Origin of the sequence: Collinsella aerofaciens, from assembly GCF_028206795.1 — a bacterium.
Taxonomy (GTDB): Bacteria; Actinomycetota; Coriobacteriia; order Coriobacteriales; family Coriobacteriaceae; genus Collinsella; species Collinsella aerofaciens_AX.
In genome coordinates this window covers 127,749-143,640 of sequence record NZ_JAQLFJ010000005.1, presented here as the reverse complement: position 1 = coordinate 143,640, position 15,892 = coordinate 127,749, and the positions used below count along the sequence as shown (strand labels likewise).

Sequence of the window (15,892 nt, the reverse complement as noted above, 5' to 3'; positions counted from 1 at the left end):
GCTTAACACGGATTTTATAGCCGATATGGTCCAATGGTCGCGTAACGAAAGGAGTGGTCAGGTTGTTCAAAGCGGTAAAACCCGTGGTACAGGTCGCTTTGTTGATCGTCGGAATTGCCATGGTGTGCTTTGGCGTTATGCGTGGCGAGGCAGATGCCGTGCTGGCCAAAGCGATTAGGCTGTGCTTGGAGTGTATCGGAATTGGATAAAAGAGAAAACACTGCGTCGCATGTTTTGGCTCGATTTCGCGGATTCATTCAGGCGGCGGCGACGCTCGTCACCAACATTCATCTGCCAAACTTTGCCAAGGGCGGCATCTATCAGGGCGCGGGAAAAACAGTCTGCGTACCCGGGCTTAACTGCTATTCGTGCCCCGCGGCATCGGGTGCGTGCCCCATCGGGTCGTTCCAGTCGGTAGTAGGTTCATCCAAGTTCAACTTTTCTTACTATGTTACCGGTACGCTCATTTTGCTCGGCGTGCTGCTGGGACGCTTTGTATGCGGCTTTCTGTGCCCGTTTGGCTGGCTGCAGGAGCTGCTTCACAAGATTCCCGGCAAAAAGTTCTCCACGAAAAAGCTCAAGCCGCTCACGTACATCAAGTACGTCGTGCTGCTGTTTGCCGTGGTAGTGCTGCCTGTGCTGGTGGTTAACGACGTGGGCATGGGCGACCCGTTCTTTTGTAAGTACGTCTGTCCTCAGGGCGTGCTCGAGGGCGCCATTCCGCTGGCCATTGCCAATGCCGGCATTCGATCTGCGCTGGGGCAGCTCTTTACTTGGAAACTTGTCGTTCTCATTGCCGTGGTAGTGCTGAGCGTTTTGTTCTATCGCCCCTTCTGCAAATGGATTTGCCCGCTCGGCGCATTCTATGCGCTCATGAATAAGGTGTCCTTGTTGGGGATTCAGATCGACGCGTGCAAATGCGTCTCGTGCGGCAAGTGTTCAAGGGTTTGTCAGATGGACGTTGATGTGGTCCGCGCGCCCAATCATGCCGAATGTATCCGGTGCGGAAAGTGCATCGGGGCCTGCCCCGTCGATGCCATCAGCTATCGCTATGGCCTGGATGTGTCGGCGGAAAAGCTTCCCTTGACTGCCGATAAAAAGTAAACAAGCTTCGACAAAACGGAGGAATGACTATGAAGCTTTCTAAGATTGCGGCCCTGTTTATGGTGCCGGTGCTGGCCTTGTGCCTTGTGGCATGTTCGGCGCCCGGCGGCAATGCGAGCGAATCTGCGAGCTCCGATCCTAAGATCGCAGAACTCACTGCGCAGAAGCCGGCCAATGCCGACGAGGCCGCCGAGCTGTATGCGAAGCTCATGCAGAAGGAGAACGAGATTTTTTCGAGTGATAACGCGCTGTGGGAAAAGGTATTCAATGCGGCAAATAAAGACTCGGCAATGATTGAGGACGGCAGCAATTACGGCGATTTTCTGCTCAAGACCATCGACGGCGCCAAGGATGAGTTCACGGCGGATGAGCTTAAGACGCTCAAGACCGGTGCACAGCAGATCAAGGAGATCGAGGACAAGCTCGAGAGCTTGGAGAAGGAGTTCCCCGGCTGTGGAAGCACGCCGAGCGCAGGCGAGAGCGTCGACGCTTCGACCGCTGGCATGACGGCCGGTGCCAATGCTTCGAGCGAGACGACGAAGTTCCCCAGCTTTACGGGCAAGGACCTGGATGGCAACGACGTGAACAGCGACGAGCTGTTCTCTAAGAACAAGGTCACCGTCATGAACTTCTGGTTCACTACTTGCAAGCCGTGCGTGGGCGAGCTGGGCGATCTTGAGAAGCTGAATCAGGAGCTTGCCGAGAAGGGCGGCCAGGTCGTGGGCGTCAATTCCTTTACGCTCGATGGCAACAAGGGCGAGATTGCAGATGCCAAGGACGTGCTGAGCAAGAAGGGCGTGACATATAAGAACGTCTGGTTCAAGTCGGATAGCGAGGCCGGTAAGTTCACGTCAAATTTGTTCTCGTTCCCGACGACGTATGTCATCGATCAGAATGGCAACATCGTAGGGGAGCCCATCGTGGGCGCCATCAGCTCCGCTGAGCAGCGCGCAGCGCTCGACAAGCTTATCGACCAGGCGATTGCGAATAGCGAGCAGTAGAAAACGCGTAAAGCATGGCGATGATCGTGCACCGCTGTGCGGAGTAGTCTGCTGCCTTTCAAGATAATCTCCACCATTTAGAGGTCCCGCTCGGGGCCTCTTCTTTTAGGCGCCGTCCCGTTCGTTTTTTGGCGTGCTTCGTTACATTCCTCACTGGCGCCGGCAAAAAATGGGGATAGAGTAGGACAAACGCGTCGAATACGAACGGCGGGGGAGAGCGGGCAAGTGCGCCTGCGTGGGAGAGGTTGCCGTCCATGTTGGAGCTCAAGAGTATTTGCAAAAGGTACGTTACGCAGTCGTTTACGCAGGTGGCGCTCGATAGCGTAAGCCTGTCTTTTCGCGATAACGAGTTCGTGGCCATTCTGGGTCCCTCGGGCTCGGGCAAAACTACGATGCTCAACGTTATCGGTGGGCTCGATCATTTCGATTCTGGTGACTTGCTGATCGACGGCATATCGACCAAGGACTTTCACGATCGCGATTGGGATGCCTATCGCAACAACCGCATCGGCTTTGTGTTCCAGAGCTATAACCTCATTCCGCATCAGACCATTTTGGAAAACGTGGAGCTGGCGCTTACGCTCACGGGCGTGGGGCATGCCGAGCGTCGCCAGCGTGCGCGCGAGGCGTTGGAGAAAGTCGGCCTGGGCGAGCACGTTAACAAGCGCCCGAGCCAGCTTTCGGGCGGGCAGATGCAGCGTGTGGCCATCGCCCGCGCCCTGATTAATGATCCCGAGATTGTGCTGGCAGACGAGCCGACCGGCGCTTTGGATTCAACGACATCCGTACAGGTCATGGATCTGCTCAAGGACGTGGCGCGCGACCGTCTGGTTATTATGGTCACGCACAATCCCGAGCTGGCGTACCAGTACGCCACGCGCATCGTTAACCTGGCGGACGGCAAGATCACCGACGATTCCGACCCCTTTGATGTAGCAAAGGCCGTGCGTCGCGAGGCTAAGCCTACGCGCAAAACCTCGATGAGCTTTGTGACGGCGTTGGGGCTTTCTGCCCGAAACCTCATGACCAAGAAGGGTCGCACGGCCATGACGGCCTTTGCAGGTTCGATTGGAATTATCGGTATTGCGGCAATCCTGGCGCTCTCCAATGGCGTGAACAATTACATCAAAAAGGTCGAGGAGGATACGCTCTCGAGTTACCCGCTTACGATCTCCAAGCAGGACTACGACCTGTCTTCCATGATGGGCGGGCAGGGGGCTGCGGATGATGACTCGCCTGAAAACGTGGATTCGTCCGACGACGGCGCCGGCGGCAAGGCTCAGGGAACCGATAAGATTCCCGTGGTCACGGCCGTAAAGGATATGTTCGCAAGTGTTAAATCTAACGATATGACGAGCTTTAAGGCATGGCTCGATGCCGGTGGCGACGGCATCGATAAAGAGGTCAACGCCATTCAGTACGGCTACGGTATATCGCCGGTTGTCTATCGTGCCGGCAAGGGCGATGAGAAGCCTGTCCGGCTGGTGCCCAACGCCATGACCGAGGCCATGAGCGGAGGCGCGAGCTCGGCGGCGACGGTGAGCATGGAATCCATGGGAACCTCGGTCTTTAACGAGATGATTGACGACCAGAGTCTGCTCGACAGCCAGTACGATGTTGTCGCCGGTCATTGGCCCACGTCTGCCAACGAAGCCGTAATGGTGCTTTCGAGCCGCGGCACGGTGGGCGATTACACGCTCTACAGCATCGGTGCGCTGGATATCGATGAGCTCAACGATCTGGTTAACAGCGCCATGGCGGCTGACGGTGGGGTCGAAGCGCCCGAGACCGGCGCCTACTTTACCTACGACGATGCACTGTCTACCACGTTTAAGGTGTTGTCGCCGGCCGATGCCTATCGCAAAAACGAAGAGACTGGCATGTGGACTGACATGTCTGGCGACGCCGACTTTATGGCAGCCAAGGTTGCCGACGGTATCGACGTGCACATTGTGGGCGTGGTGCGACCTAACGAGACAGCCAATGCGAGCGCGTTGTCCCCGGGCATTGCCTATACGCATGCGCTGACTCGCCAGCTTATGGAGCGCGCCGCCGATTCGCAGATTGTGCAAGAACAGCTTGCCCATCCCGAGACGGATGTCTTTACGGGCAAGTCTTTCGATGAACTGCAGGGCGAGGCCAAACAAGGAGTTGATTTGGGCAGCATGTTCAGTGTGGACGAGGCGGCGCTCAAGAGCGCGTTCTCGTTCGATACGTCTGCACTTTCGGGTGCGGCCGGCGGTATGGACCTGTCGGGTCTTGACTTGTCCGAGCTGGACATTGACCTTTCGGGCGTTGGCAAGGACATCGACTTCAACGACATCATGGCAAAAGCGCCAACCCCAGATTTCTCGGGTATCTTTGACGGTCTGGAACTCACGCCCGAGCAAATGCAGCAGGTGGGAACACTAGCCAACCAGCTGTTTGAGGGCTTTTTGCAGTCTGATCAGTTTAAGGCGCTGTCGCCCGAAGATCTTAAGGACGCGTCAAAGCTCTCTGCCGCATTCTCGACGTATCTTGAGAATGATGACACAGCTCAGCAAATCCTGGCCCAGCTCAAAGCGCTCGGCGGCGATGCCCTGGCCGAGCGTCTGCAGCAGGCGATGAGCGACTATGTGCAAAAGCAGCTGGCTCCGTATCTGCAGCAGGCTATGGATCAGGTGATGAAGGCAATCAGCGAGCAGATAGCGTCGACGGTATCATCCCAGCTCAAGGCGGGCGCGGCAGGGCTTGTGGACCAGATGGCGACGCAGATGTCTTCGAGTTTTGCTAACCTGGCGAGCGCCATGCGCGTGGATGCGAGTGCCTTTGCTCATGCCATCCACTTCAACATGGACGCCGAGGACCTGAGCTCGCTCATGATGAGCTATGCGAAGGCGTCGAAGCTCACCTACGACAACAATCTGACCACGTTGGGCTATGCGGACGAGGCAGACCCCATCTCGGTCAAGATTTTCCCGCGTGACTTTGAGGCCAAGGAGCGCGTGCTCGATCACATCGACGCGTACAACAAGCAGGTCAAAGCCTCTGGCCACGATGAACAGGCAATCTCGTACACCGACTACATGGGCATCATCATGGGTTCGGTGACCGACATCGTGAACACCATCAGCTTGGTGCTCATCGCATTCGTGAGTATCAGCCTGGTGGTGAGCTCCATCATGATCGGCATCATCACCTACATCAGCGTGCTGGAACGCAAAAAGGAGATTGGCATCCTGCGTGCGATCGGCGCGTCGAAGCGTAACGTGGCCAACGTATTCAATGCCGAGACCTTTATCGAGGGCCTCATTGCCGGCGTCTTTGCTGTTGTTGTCGTGGTGGCCGTGAGCTTTCCGGTTAATGCCTGGGCGCTTACTGCCAAACAGGTACCCAATCTGATGAGCCTGCCCGTGCAGGATGCGCTGGTGCTCATTGCAATTTCGGTGCTGCTGACGGTCGTTGCCGGCCTGCTGCCGGCCCGCAGCGCATCCAAGAAAGACCCTGTGGAAGCCCTACGCTCCGAATAATGTGACAAAGGGACAGTCCCTTTGTCACATTGGATGAAAAGGCGCGGGAAGGGGGTGGCCCCTTCCCGCGCCTTCTAGTTTGTTTTGCCCATCAGCGTAATACGGACGCTTGGATGGGTGTACTCGTCAAACTCGTCCTCGGGATCCGTATCAAACGAGTAATACGTTTTGATGAGGTCGTCACTCGTCCTGATAGAGATTCTCTCGTAGAGTGAGCCGTTCAAAAATGCCTGCCTAAACTCTTCGGGGAGTTTCTGCGGTGCCAAGAGCTCGGGGCTCACCGTCTTGACGTCAACGGTTTGAACGGCAGAGGAAAGCTCGTCAAGCTCGTGTTCGATGCGGGCAAGGTTATCCTCGAGGCTCGCGCTGGGGTCGACCTCTGCCGCGTAGCTCACTTCCTTGAGCGTCCCCTTGTTGTCAAAGTCCAGATACGTATAGGTCTTCTGGGCGTCGGAGTCGCCTTCGTGCAGATAGCCGCGGACATGATAGCCGTAATCTTGATATCGCTCGTAGGGGTCATCGGCGGACACGTGCTCGCATGCGGGCTCTAATGCCTTGCGGGCGATGGCGATCTGCTCGGCCGCGGCCGCGGCGTTCTGTTGCATCTCGATGTTTCCCTGCGCCAGCTGCGGGATATAGGCACCGCACACGATTGCGAGGGGCAGTGCCACAAGCGCGACGATCCACTTTTTTGCACGGGGGATAGGCACGCCGCAGGCCTCTGCCATGGCCTTTGCGTTAGCGAAGCTCTCAGTAAGCACGTCAGCTGCAGTGGCGACGGCGCCAACGGCAGCGGCGACTTCTGCCGCGCCGCCCAGGTTGCGCGCGGTCTCGTTGTCGCTGTTCTTGAGTAGGCGCGCGGCGGCCTGCGTGCCAATAACGCCCGCGATTTGTGCCGAGCGGTCTTTCTCGGACTGCTCGACGGCGAGTCGGCGCTGCATTTCTTTCCACTGCTTGCCGCGCATGCCAAAGCGCGGCGCGAGCGCGCAATAGCAGAAGATGACGAGCTCGACGGCGGTGAGCACCAGGGCGGCTATCATGCCCGTTTCTTGGAAGCCTTCGTGATGGAAGACGATATCGTCAATCATTTCGAAGGGAATGATCAAAAATGGCAGCACAAACGCCATGGCAAGCGCCGTACCGGCAACCTTGGGGCAGATGCAATATCGCTGGATACGCTTGCGTTCTTGTTCGGAAAGTGTTGCCATGGCTGGTCCTTGGTGTCGTGGCGGTCGTTGTGGCGCGATGCCGTCATATGTGACTCAGTATAGAGAATCCCGCCATCGATGAGCGCATGGTCATACGGCAAAAGTGCCACGGCAGCCCTGGTTTAGAGCGGCTGCTCCTGTGCCCACGCGATGATGCCGCCCGATACGTATGTGTGCCAAAATAAACAGCCGAATGATGATTTGCAAATGTGACAAAGGGACAGTCCCTTTGTCACATTGATGTGAGAATGGATGTCGATGTATTTATCGCTGGCCCCTATGGAGGGGATTACCGGGCATGTGTTCCGTCGCGTGCACGCGGAGTGTTTTGGCGCACTCGATTGTTATTACACGCCGTTTTTGCCGCCGCCACGGGTAGGCAACCGCTTTGGCGGCAAAGCGTTTAAAGAGGTCGATCCCGCCAATAACCAGGGGCTTAACGTAGTGCCTCAGCTGATGTCCAAGAATGCGGATGAGTTTGTGTGGGCGGCGCAGGTGCTCGCCGACATGGGTTATCACGAGGTCAATCTCAACCTTGGCTGCCCCTCGGGCACGGTTGTCGCCAAGGGGAAGGGCTCGGGCTTTCTGCGCAATCTGGATGAGCTCGAGGTGTTCTTGAGCGACGTGTGCGAACGCTCGCCCTTGCCGGTGTCGGTCAAGACCAGACTGGGGCTCGAATGCGATGACGAGTACGAGCGCGTGCTCGACCTCTATTGCCGAATGCCGCTGGCGGAGTTGATCGTGCATCCGCGCGTGCAAAAGGACCGTTATACGGGCTCACCGCGCAAAGAGTTTTACGGCGAGACGCTGGAACGGGCGCCGTTCCCCGTGGCCTATAACGGCGACATCTTTGATCCTGAGGACATGGATGCGCTGGTGAAGGCCTATCCCGGAACACGCCACGTAATGTTGGGGCGCGGCTTGCTTGCGAATCCCGCGCTGGCTCGCATGGTTAAGGGCGACCCTGCCGCTACCGCCGCTGAGCTGCAACGCTTCCATGACATGCTGTTTGCGGCCTATGCGGACGAGATTGGGGGCAACGCGGTCTTTCGCATGAAGGAGTGGTGGTTCTACGCCAAATGCGCCTTCGCCGATCCCGCGACCGTTCACAAACTCGTACGCAAGACCAAAAAGGTCGATGAATACCGTGCTGCTGTCGACCGTGTCTTTCGCGAGCAGCAGCTTGCGCCCATCGCCCGCTTTTGTGGCTAAATGATCCCTTGGGGACGGAGAAGAACGGATCGCCTGTGCCGGACCCATGCAAAAAACTGTACGCCAGCATCCAAGGATGTCGAAAAATATCGTTTTTGGATGCTGACGTACATGTTTGGTTCGGCAGGGGACTAGGCAATCATTGCATCGAGTGTAATGAGTTCCCTGAGTCGCTCCGTGCGCGTTTGCCCATGGCGCTTTGCCTTTGCGTCAAATGCTTCAAGAACCGATTCGCCCACACGTGCCGATAAAACAACGCTTGGTTCATCGGAAATCGGCGGCCTTCCCAACTTGACGGTGTGGCCCTTCGGCCACTCATCTTTTTCGTATGCCGCTGCGGCTTTTTCTAGCTCACCGGGAGCAAACCCCATCATCTTTTCGAGCTGTTTAGCGTCCATAGCGCCTCCTATCGATCGATTCCGATTTCCCTGAGCACCTTGCGCGTAGGAGGGACAAGGGCGTGATAAATGATGTAACCATCTCGGTCGGGGCAACATCGAGCAATGAGCTCCATGAGGCGGCTTCTTCCATCAAGTCCAACGAGAACGTAATCGATGCCTCCATTTTCAAGATCACGCCTGAACCATGCAAAAGCGGAGTTCCAGGCGCATATAATATCCGTCTCTGTCAGCCCGTGTTTGAGGGCATGGGGGTGGATTGCGATGAGCTCCATATGGACCTCTCTTTATGTATACAGTTTTGTAGACAAAAATACAAGCAGTTAATTAGGTTAAGCAGCCTGTTTTGGTTGGACTGTTCGTTGCAAAGTTGGCACCGGAGGCTCTAGCGTTTTTTCACTCTTTAGCTCGGTGTATGAGCGTCCGTTGAACTCCCAGAGGGGAGTGTTTTCATAGACTATTGCGAGGAGCTTGGAGACCTTGTTTATCTCCGCTTGTTTGTAAAAATCGGGTCGTACGACGATCAATAAAAATTCGGCATCTTCGGTTGTTTGTTGTGCTGTCGGCATGCCGTTGAGACCAATAGAACGCAAGAGCTTTGCCATGATGAAATCGAACTCGTCCTCTCTTGCGTGAAGGCTTGCGGCACCCAGCTTGGAATCATTCAAGATATACAATTTGAGATTATTAACAGATTGTGTGTAGCTGGCATATCCACAGACGATGTCCTCATAGTCTAGTTTTTCGATTGGATGCTGCTTATGGCCAGTGAATATGGCCGCCCTCCTGCTCTGAACACGTCGCTCGCGTAACGAGCGCATTTCCTGGGTGTACTCGCTATGGCGTTCGTATCTTCGATAGGAATATCCGTAGTCGTCGTAGTAATAAGGGTTATTTTCGACCGTGTCGTCTAGTTCCGGCGCTATGAGGTACAGCTCTCCGTCCTTGGAAAGTATGCAGGGGTTGTCGATGCGCCCCGACTCCTCTTTGATTTTCCAAATAGTTTCATTTACTTCGAATATCGAGACTGGTTCGGGAGCGCAAGAATTGTAAAGCTCAACAAACTTCTCGAGCGAAATGATTCCGCAGGCATCTGTATAAGCGCGGGCAAAGCGCCAAACTTCCTGGTTCGCTGTGAGCTCGTGGAATTCTCTGTTGCTTGGAGCATCTTGTGGATTCTGGTATCTGGCGTGAAGCGCGATGTGCGATGAGGGCCACCTGTTGTCGGCCGCGACGTTCATGAGCTCAAGACGCAGGTACTCGTTTGTGACGCGAGCGAGTGCCTCATAGTGGGCTAGGTCAAGCTCTGATCGAAAAGGTGCGTATTTGGGAACGGCGCGAGCGAACTTAATGCAGCGTGCGAGATAGGATTGTCCTAGACGGGGGCCATAGTGCTTGTGTAGATGGCCGCCGACGGGGGAGAGCAGTCCTTTGAGATTAGTAATGGGGTATCCGGCAGTCTCTTGTTCGAGGCGGCGCCCAATGAGCAACGCCCCCTCTAACGAAGTCTCATGATCGAGTCTCTTTTGATTGAGACTCTTGGCTTCAACGATCTTGCTGATATCTGAGCAGGCGCTTGATACGGTGTCGGACGTAAAGGTTGGAATCTTTTTTGCCATAACGATGCACTCCTGTGTGGCTCACGGATAACGGAAACGTTTGGTTGTGAGTGTCGTTCTTTGACGGCGACGACGAACAGGAGCGCAGCCTGTCTGAGATGGACGAGTGCGGTAACCACCGATCTTACTTACCGGGCTCGCTCCAGCGTGTCATTGGGGACCTCCGCGGGAACTCTCGACCATTCTCATGCCTTGAGGCGAGTATAGCATAAAAAGCAAACGTATGTTCTATTAAATCGATACTAGTCGTTGGGGACGTTCTTTAACGACTAGTCATTTAAGAACGTCCCCAACGATTGCCCACAAATAGCTGTACGTCAGCATCCAAAGATGTCGGAAAATGTCGACTTTGGATGCTGGCGTACATGTTTGGTTCGTATGGGTTTGTGCGTTGGGGCCGGCCGACCGCGGCGCGCGGACTAGAGCAGGTTCTTCTGTATCCACGCGATGATGTCGCCCGACTCGTAGAGTGGCGTGCCGTCAATGAACAGGCAGGGAACTTGGCGCTTTCCGCCGACGGCGATGAGCGTCTGCTCGGCATCGGAATCGGTCGAGATATTACGCTCGGGGATGGTCACGCCGTTATCGGCCAGGAAGCGCTTGACCTTTATGCAATACGGGCAGCCGGTCATAACGTAGAGCGCGAGCTCGTGATCAGTAGCCATAGGTCTCCAATCGGTTGAGGTTTCGATTGAAATACCCAAAGCCGCCGCGGTCTATGCACGCGTCAACGACGACTCGATTGCCTGTACCAGAAACGCCGTGGCTCCGGTGCCGCAGGGCTTGTCGTAGTAGTCAACAAAGCGCTGGTCGGCAAGATAACCATTGGCGAGGCCCAGGTATGCTTCGTCCTGGGGCTCGTGTCCCCAGTTAAGGCCAACCCATCGGCGGTGCATTGCGACAAGCTTGCGGGCTTCGTTACTCTTTGGATCGCCGTCGTCCATGGCAATCGAGAGCTGGCCTAAAATCGCGCGCTCGAGTTCTTTCATGTCGTTCCAGGTTTCGGGGTCCATGTCCAACAGCGCTTCGTTTGCCGTATCGATAGCCTCATCGCCATAGCGCGCCCGCGCCTCGGCACCGTAGCGGTCCTCGTTTTCGTGCACGGAGCGCCAGCGCTCCAGTTGCGGCAGCACGGCGCCCATGAGCGAGACGGCTTCATCGAGCGACATGCCGGTGCTTTGTGCCAGCCGCGGGGCACAATCTTCGATCATTGCCTCCATCGTGGTCTCATAGGTGTACTTGCCGCGGTCGTAGCACCACTTGCAGTAATGATCGGTCCTGGCGCCCGCGGCATTGGTGCCGCAGTCATCGGGCGTGAGTATCATGCCGCAGCTCTGGCAATAGTGCTCAGGCATTTCGAGCAAGTGGGACAGCGGCTCTCCGGTTACGGCGGCAATGAGTTTCATCATGTCGATGCCCGGGGTGACTTCGCCGCGCTCCCAGCGGCTCACGGCCTGGCGCGTGACATAGAGCTTGGCGGCGAGCTGCTCTTGGGTGAGGCTGTTGGCACGACGGACGGCGATGAGTTTTTCTGCAAAGGCCATGATAGCTCCTTTCTGCTGCTTGCGGCTTTAAGCATACGCGGCGGCCGATGCCCTTCCAAGCAACCGTTAGTTGCAAAAAGGGCGGTCGTGGTGGGGGATTGCACGCAGCGTCCATGCCCTCATGCCGTACAATGACCGGCATGGAACCTATTGCACACATACATACCGACCTGCCGCAGAAGTTCGGCATCCCGCGCAACAGCTTTTTGGCGCCCCATCTTGAGGGGTGCATTGTCTTTGAGCCGGAATATGCTTCCAACGCGGCGGTTGAGGGCTTGGACTCCTTCTCGCACCTGTGGCTGCTCTGGCGCTTTGAAAACGGAACGCCCGGCGGCACGGCGGAAGACATCGCCGCCGATGCCAAGACGCAGGACAGGTCCGGCACCAACGCCAAGTGGTCGAAGACCGTGCGACCGCCGCGCTTGGGTGGAGCCGAGCGCGTGGGCGTATTTGCCACACGCAGCCCGTTTCGCCCCAATCCCATCGGTCTTACCTGCGTCAAGCTCGATCGTGTCGAGCTTACCGACGACGGCCCCATCATCCATGTGCTGGGAGCAGATCTGCGCGACGGCACGCCCATCTACGATATCAAGCCCTACATTCCGTTTGCGGACTGTCACCCGGATGCGACCGGCGGCTGGATTGAAGATGCGTCATGGCAAGAGCTCGACGTTGAGTTTCCGCATGCGCTGCAGGATATGGTCCCGCTCGCAAAGCTCTCCGGCTTGATAGAGGTCCTTCGCCAAGATCCGCGCCGCGCGGGCAGCAAGCACGAGCCAAACCGCGTGTACCACTTGGCTTACGCCGGGCTCGACATATCGTTTACGGTTGACGGAACCAGGCTGACGGTAACCGCCGTCGACGACGCGCAGGACTAACCGGCCATTTGTCCGCATTCCCATAGTGGTGCCGCGAGCATGGCTGCGATATTCAGTGGCTGCTCGACGAGGGGGCGCGTGTGGGCGTGGGTTATCAGGACGGCCGTCCGTTCCACGGGCCCTGCCACATTCGCGTGAATCTGGCGCTGCCGCTTTCGCGTGTAAGGGAGGCGTGCGACCGCCTGGACCGCTACGTTTTTAATGCACAGTAAGTGAGCGCTGCATGCGGGGCCGTCTGCCAGATTGGCTGGAAGGCCCCGTATGGTAAAGCATCTGTAACCATTGAGCGCAAGCGCGGTTTTGTCTGCTAATATCTTTGCTCTTGAGTCTGTAAACAGGAACGTCTGGAGCTCGATGAAAAGACCTCGTCGCTCGGCCGCCATATCGTTGTTTGTTGCGCTTGCAGTGGTGAGTGCCTTTGTCGTGGCGATAGCTGGCTGTTCCGGGTCGAATGACGGGGCCGCGGCGTCTGCATCAGAAGGCGCGGCCGCCTCGCAGGTCAAAGACGACAATCTTAAGACGCTCAACGTCGGCAGCGACCTCTATCCGCCGTTTGTGTATAGCGACGAGTACGGCAATATCGTTGGCCTGGATGTCGAGATTTTGACCGAGGCTTTGGTCCGCATTGGTTACAAGCCAAAATACCAGCTGATCGACTGGGAAAAGAAGAAAGAACTGCTGGCGAGCGGCGAGCTCGACTGCGTCATGGGCAGCTTTAGTATGACGGGCCGCGAAAACGAATATCGCTGGGCCGGCCCGTACCTTGCGAGCCGCCAGGTGGTCGCGGTCGATCCCGAGAGCGATATCTACACGCTTGCCGATCTTGAGGGTAAGGTCGTGGCGGTCCAGTCCACCACCAAGCCCGAGTCGATTCTGCTCAATCGTACCAGTGAAAACGTTCCGCAGATCAAGGAGCTCTACAGCTTTTCGGACCGCTCGTACCTGAACCCGGCGCTCGTCGAGGGCCTGGTCGATGCCATCGCCGCGCATGAGTCCTCGCTGCTTACTTACGAAAAAGACTATGGTGTGACGTATCGCATTCTGTCTGAGCCGCTGCTGGAGGTTGGGTTGGGCACCGCTTTCGATCTCAACGACACACGCGGCATTGACGTTAAGCTCACCCATGCCTATCAAGAAATGCTTGCCGATGGCACCATGGAACGCCTGGTGTCAAAGTACTATGATGACCCTTCGCCGTTTTTGAATGTGGAGGGCCTGTCATGATTGATGCGTCCGACCACACCGCTCAGGAGCGGGGCGATCGTTCGGCACGGGAATGGCTCATCGTCGTCCTGTTGGGGATAGCGCTCTCGGCTGTTGCCGGCGTGATGAGCTACAGCTACACGACAGCTCAGGCCGAGCAGCGCTTTGCCGACGCTGTCAATTACGTGGCGACGCAGAGCCTTTCCTACGATGCGTTCAACAACGCCTATGCGACCAAAAACCTGATTCGCGTTATGGAGATTGCCGGAGAGGCGGCGCGTGATATGGAGCGCGACGGCTCGGTGGATAACGCTACGTTGGAGCAATATGCTGACCAGTTTAATGTGACAGCGCTGATCGTGACGGACGCATCGGGCAACTTGGTGTCCGAGTCCTCGACGGATAACGTGAGCTACGAGTCGCTCGCCGCGAATCTCAAAAAGACGCCAGTGCTGGAGGTGGCAGCCCATCCGCTTAAGTCCTATACCGCTCGCATTACGCTTGCGGATGATTCGGTCGCAGACATTGGCTGCGTGGCCCGGCGGGACGGTGAAGGCATCGTTGTCGCGGTGAGGCACCAGAGCGCCAAGGCGGTTGCGAGCAATACGCTCAAGTTGCAGAGCCTGCTCGATGGTTATGAGACCATCGATAGCGGCAGTATCGTGATTGAAAACGACGGCATGGTCGTTGCGACCAATGCCGTTGAACCCACCATATCGGGCGTGTTCGATTTGCCTGTGACAGATACCACCATAGTTGACGGTATTAAGGAGCGTTGCCTAGCTGGTAAGGTCAGATTGGTCAATGCCAACGGAGAGTGGTATCTGGGCACATTTGGTAAAGCGTGCAATTATTACGTGTACACCTATGCGTCCGCGCAGCGTTACTTCGAGGTCGTCGCCGTTGTTGTTGCCAGCGTGTTGGCGCTCTACGGCGGTGTTATAGCCGCTGTCGTGTTGGCGCGCCGCCGCGCCGAGCGCCAACGCTTGACCGACCTGTTGTTGCAGGAGCGCGGCTATGGCGACAAGCTGGCAAAGGCGGCGCGTGAGGCCTCGTCTGCCAACTCTGCAAAGACGGAGTTTTTGCGCCGTATGAGCCACGACCTGCGCACGCCCATCAACGGCATTCGCGGTATGGTCGAGGTGGGCAATGCCAACGCAGACGACTTGCAGAAGCAGACCGAGTGCCGCTCAAAGATTTGGACGGCATCGGGACTGCTGCTCGACCTTGCGAACGAGGCACTCGATATGAGTCACCTGGAGAGCGGGCAGGTCGACCTGAATCTCGTGCCTACAAATATGGTGGCCCTCAACCGTGAGGTGTGCGATATTCTGGAGCGCCAGGCCGAGGAGCGCCTGGTGACAATTATCTGCGACCAGCAGACGCTCGATCATCCCTATGCCCGGGTGAGCGTGACGCACCTCAAGCGCCTGTTGCTCAATATTGCCGGTAATGCCGTTAAATACAACCGCCAGGGCGGCTATGTTCGCCTGGCATGCCGCGAGGTGGAGCCGGTGGACGGTGTCCCCGTCTATGAATACACGATCGCCGATAACGGCATTGGCATGAGCGAGGAGTTCCAACAGCACCTCTACGAGCCGTTTAGCCGCGAGGAACAACAGGTGGAAGGCGCTTCGTCGGGAACTGGTCTGGGCGCGTCTATTGCCAAGCAGCTGGTCGAGCTTATGGGCGGAACCATGAGCTTTACGAGTACCTTGGGACAGGGGACGACGTTTACCATCCGCCTGCCGTTTGAGAAGTGCAAGCGCTCCGAGATTCCTCAGGCAGTTCACGTGGATGCAGGTGACGACGATGCGCTCCAGGGCTTGCGCGTTTTGCTCGTAGAGGATAACGACCTGAATGCCGAGATCGCACAGTTTACGCTCGACCGTGCCGGTGCCGTCGTGGTGCATGCTAAGGACGGCGAGTCTGCCGTCGAGACGTTTGCCGCGAGCGCACCGCACGAGTACGACGTGGTGCTGATGGACATTATGATGCCTGGCATCGATGGCCTTGAGGCCACGCGTCAGATTCGAGCGCTCGATCGCGAGGACGCCGCGACCACGCCGATCATCGCCGTGAGCGCCAACGCCTTTGCCGACGACCGTAGGCTTTCGCGCGAGGCGGGCATGGACGCGCATCTGAGCAAACCCGTGAGCGCGCAGGAGCTCGTTGAGGCGCTCGCGCACTTAGCCGCCGACGCTTCATAAATAGCG

Annotated in this window: 15 protein-coding genes; 9 read left to right on the top strand and 6 right to left on the bottom strand. The window is 57.0% G+C overall.

The genetic code is table 11. The features are described from left to right. The first annotated feature begins 119 nt into the window (after positions 1–119). The 4 genes from PMX70_RS10175 to PMX70_RS04825 all read left to right on the top strand — a co-directional run bounded on the left by PMX70_RS10175 (position 120) and on the right by PMX70_RS04825 (position 5,614). On the top strand, positions 120–209 hold the full coding sequence (locus tag PMX70_RS10175) for a CD1871A family CXXC motif-containing protein (RefSeq protein ID WP_022094046.1): 90 nt from the start codon (positions 120–122) through the stop codon (positions 207–209). Then, entirely contained in the window at positions 202–1,104 is a 903-nt protein-coding gene (locus tag PMX70_RS04835; RefSeq protein WP_271743056.1) for a 4Fe-4S binding protein, read from the top strand. The genes PMX70_RS10175 and PMX70_RS04835 overlap by 8 nt, the downstream gene beginning before the upstream one ends. 29 nt (positions 1,105–1,133) lie before the next feature. Next, positions 1,134–2,105 carry a TlpA family protein disulfide reductase gene (locus PMX70_RS04830; RefSeq protein WP_271743055.1) on the top strand — a complete coding sequence of 324 codons (972 nt, stop codon included), beginning with the start codon at positions 1,134–1,136 and terminating at the stop codon, positions 2,103–2,105. 254 nt (positions 2,106–2,359) lie between these two features. Continuing rightward, positions 2,360–5,614, top strand: coding sequence for an ATP-binding cassette domain-containing protein (locus PMX70_RS04825; RefSeq protein WP_271743054.1), 3,255 nt, complete (start codon positions 2,360–2,362; stop codon positions 5,612–5,614). Between the two features lie 74 nt (positions 5,615–5,688). Here PMX70_RS04825 and PMX70_RS04820 read toward each other — a convergent pair whose 3' ends face one another. Further along, complete coding sequence (locus tag PMX70_RS04820) at positions 5,689–6,822, bottom strand: hypothetical protein (protein WP_271743053.1); 1,134 nt, start codon at positions 6,820–6,822, stop codon at positions 5,689–5,691. Positions 6,823–7,080: 258 nt separating this feature from the next. On the opposite strand from PMX70_RS04820, the gene PMX70_RS04815 reads away from it, so the two are divergent. Further along, a complete protein-coding gene (locus tag PMX70_RS04815) occupies positions 7,081–8,034 on the top strand; it encodes a tRNA dihydrouridine synthase (protein ID WP_271743052.1) in 954 nt (317 codons plus the stop codon). A 131-nt stretch (positions 8,035–8,165) separates the two neighbouring features. Here PMX70_RS04815 and PMX70_RS04810 read toward each other — a convergent pair whose 3' ends face one another. The 5 genes from PMX70_RS04810 to PMX70_RS04790 all read right to left on the bottom strand — a co-directional run bounded on the left by PMX70_RS04810 (position 8,166) and on the right by PMX70_RS04790 (position 11,595). Continuing rightward, complete coding sequence (locus tag PMX70_RS04810; RefSeq protein ID WP_055252530.1) at positions 8,166–8,432, bottom strand: ribbon-helix-helix protein, CopG family; 267 nt, start codon at positions 8,430–8,432, stop codon at positions 8,166–8,168. An 8-nt stretch (positions 8,433–8,440) separates the two neighbouring features. Further along, positions 8,441–8,707, bottom strand: a complete 267-nt coding sequence (locus tag PMX70_RS04805; protein WP_271743051.1) for a hypothetical protein — start codon at positions 8,705–8,707, stop codon at positions 8,441–8,443. A 57-nt stretch (positions 8,708–8,764) separates the two neighbouring features. Further along, positions 8,765–10,051, bottom strand: coding sequence for a hypothetical protein (locus PMX70_RS04800; RefSeq protein WP_271743050.1), 1,287 nt, complete (start codon positions 10,049–10,051; stop codon positions 8,765–8,767). A 419-nt stretch (positions 10,052–10,470) separates the two neighbouring features. Continuing rightward, complete coding sequence (locus PMX70_RS04795; RefSeq protein WP_117635838.1) at positions 10,471–10,716, bottom strand: glutaredoxin family protein; 246 nt, start codon at positions 10,714–10,716, stop codon at positions 10,471–10,473. Positions 10,717–10,767: 51 nt separating this feature from the next. Continuing rightward, positions 10,768–11,595: a TipAS antibiotic-recognition domain-containing protein gene (locus PMX70_RS04790; RefSeq protein WP_271743049.1), complete on the bottom strand. Its 828-nt coding sequence runs from the start codon at positions 11,593–11,595 to the stop codon at positions 10,768–10,770. 140 nt (positions 11,596–11,735) lie between these two features. Here PMX70_RS04790 and PMX70_RS04785 point away from each other — a divergent pair, with 140 nt between their 5' ends. The 4 genes from PMX70_RS04785 to PMX70_RS04770 all read left to right on the top strand — a co-directional run bounded on the left by PMX70_RS04785 (position 11,736) and on the right by PMX70_RS04770 (position 15,886). Continuing rightward, the gene (locus PMX70_RS04785; RefSeq protein WP_271743048.1) at positions 11,736–12,473 is read left to right on the top strand and encodes an SAM-dependent methyltransferase; all 738 of its coding nucleotides are present in this window, start codon (positions 11,736–11,738) and stop codon (positions 12,471–12,473) included. 80 nt (positions 12,474–12,553) lie between these two features. Further along, positions 12,554–12,685 (top strand): hypothetical protein, encoded by a 132-nt coding sequence (locus tag PMX70_RS04780; RefSeq protein WP_271743047.1) that lies wholly within the window; start codon positions 12,554–12,556, stop codon positions 12,683–12,685. A 142-nt stretch (positions 12,686–12,827) separates the two neighbouring features. After that, positions 12,828–13,697 (top strand): substrate-binding periplasmic protein, encoded by an 870-nt coding sequence (locus PMX70_RS04775; protein ID WP_271743046.1) that lies wholly within the window; start codon positions 12,828–12,830, stop codon positions 13,695–13,697. Further along, positions 13,694–15,886, top strand: a complete 2,193-nt coding sequence (locus PMX70_RS04770) for a hybrid sensor histidine kinase/response regulator (RefSeq protein ID WP_271743045.1) — start codon at positions 13,694–13,696, stop codon at positions 15,884–15,886. Before PMX70_RS04775 ends, PMX70_RS04770 begins: the two co-directional genes overlap by 4 nt. The last annotated feature ends 6 nt before the right edge of the window (positions 15,887–15,892 follow it).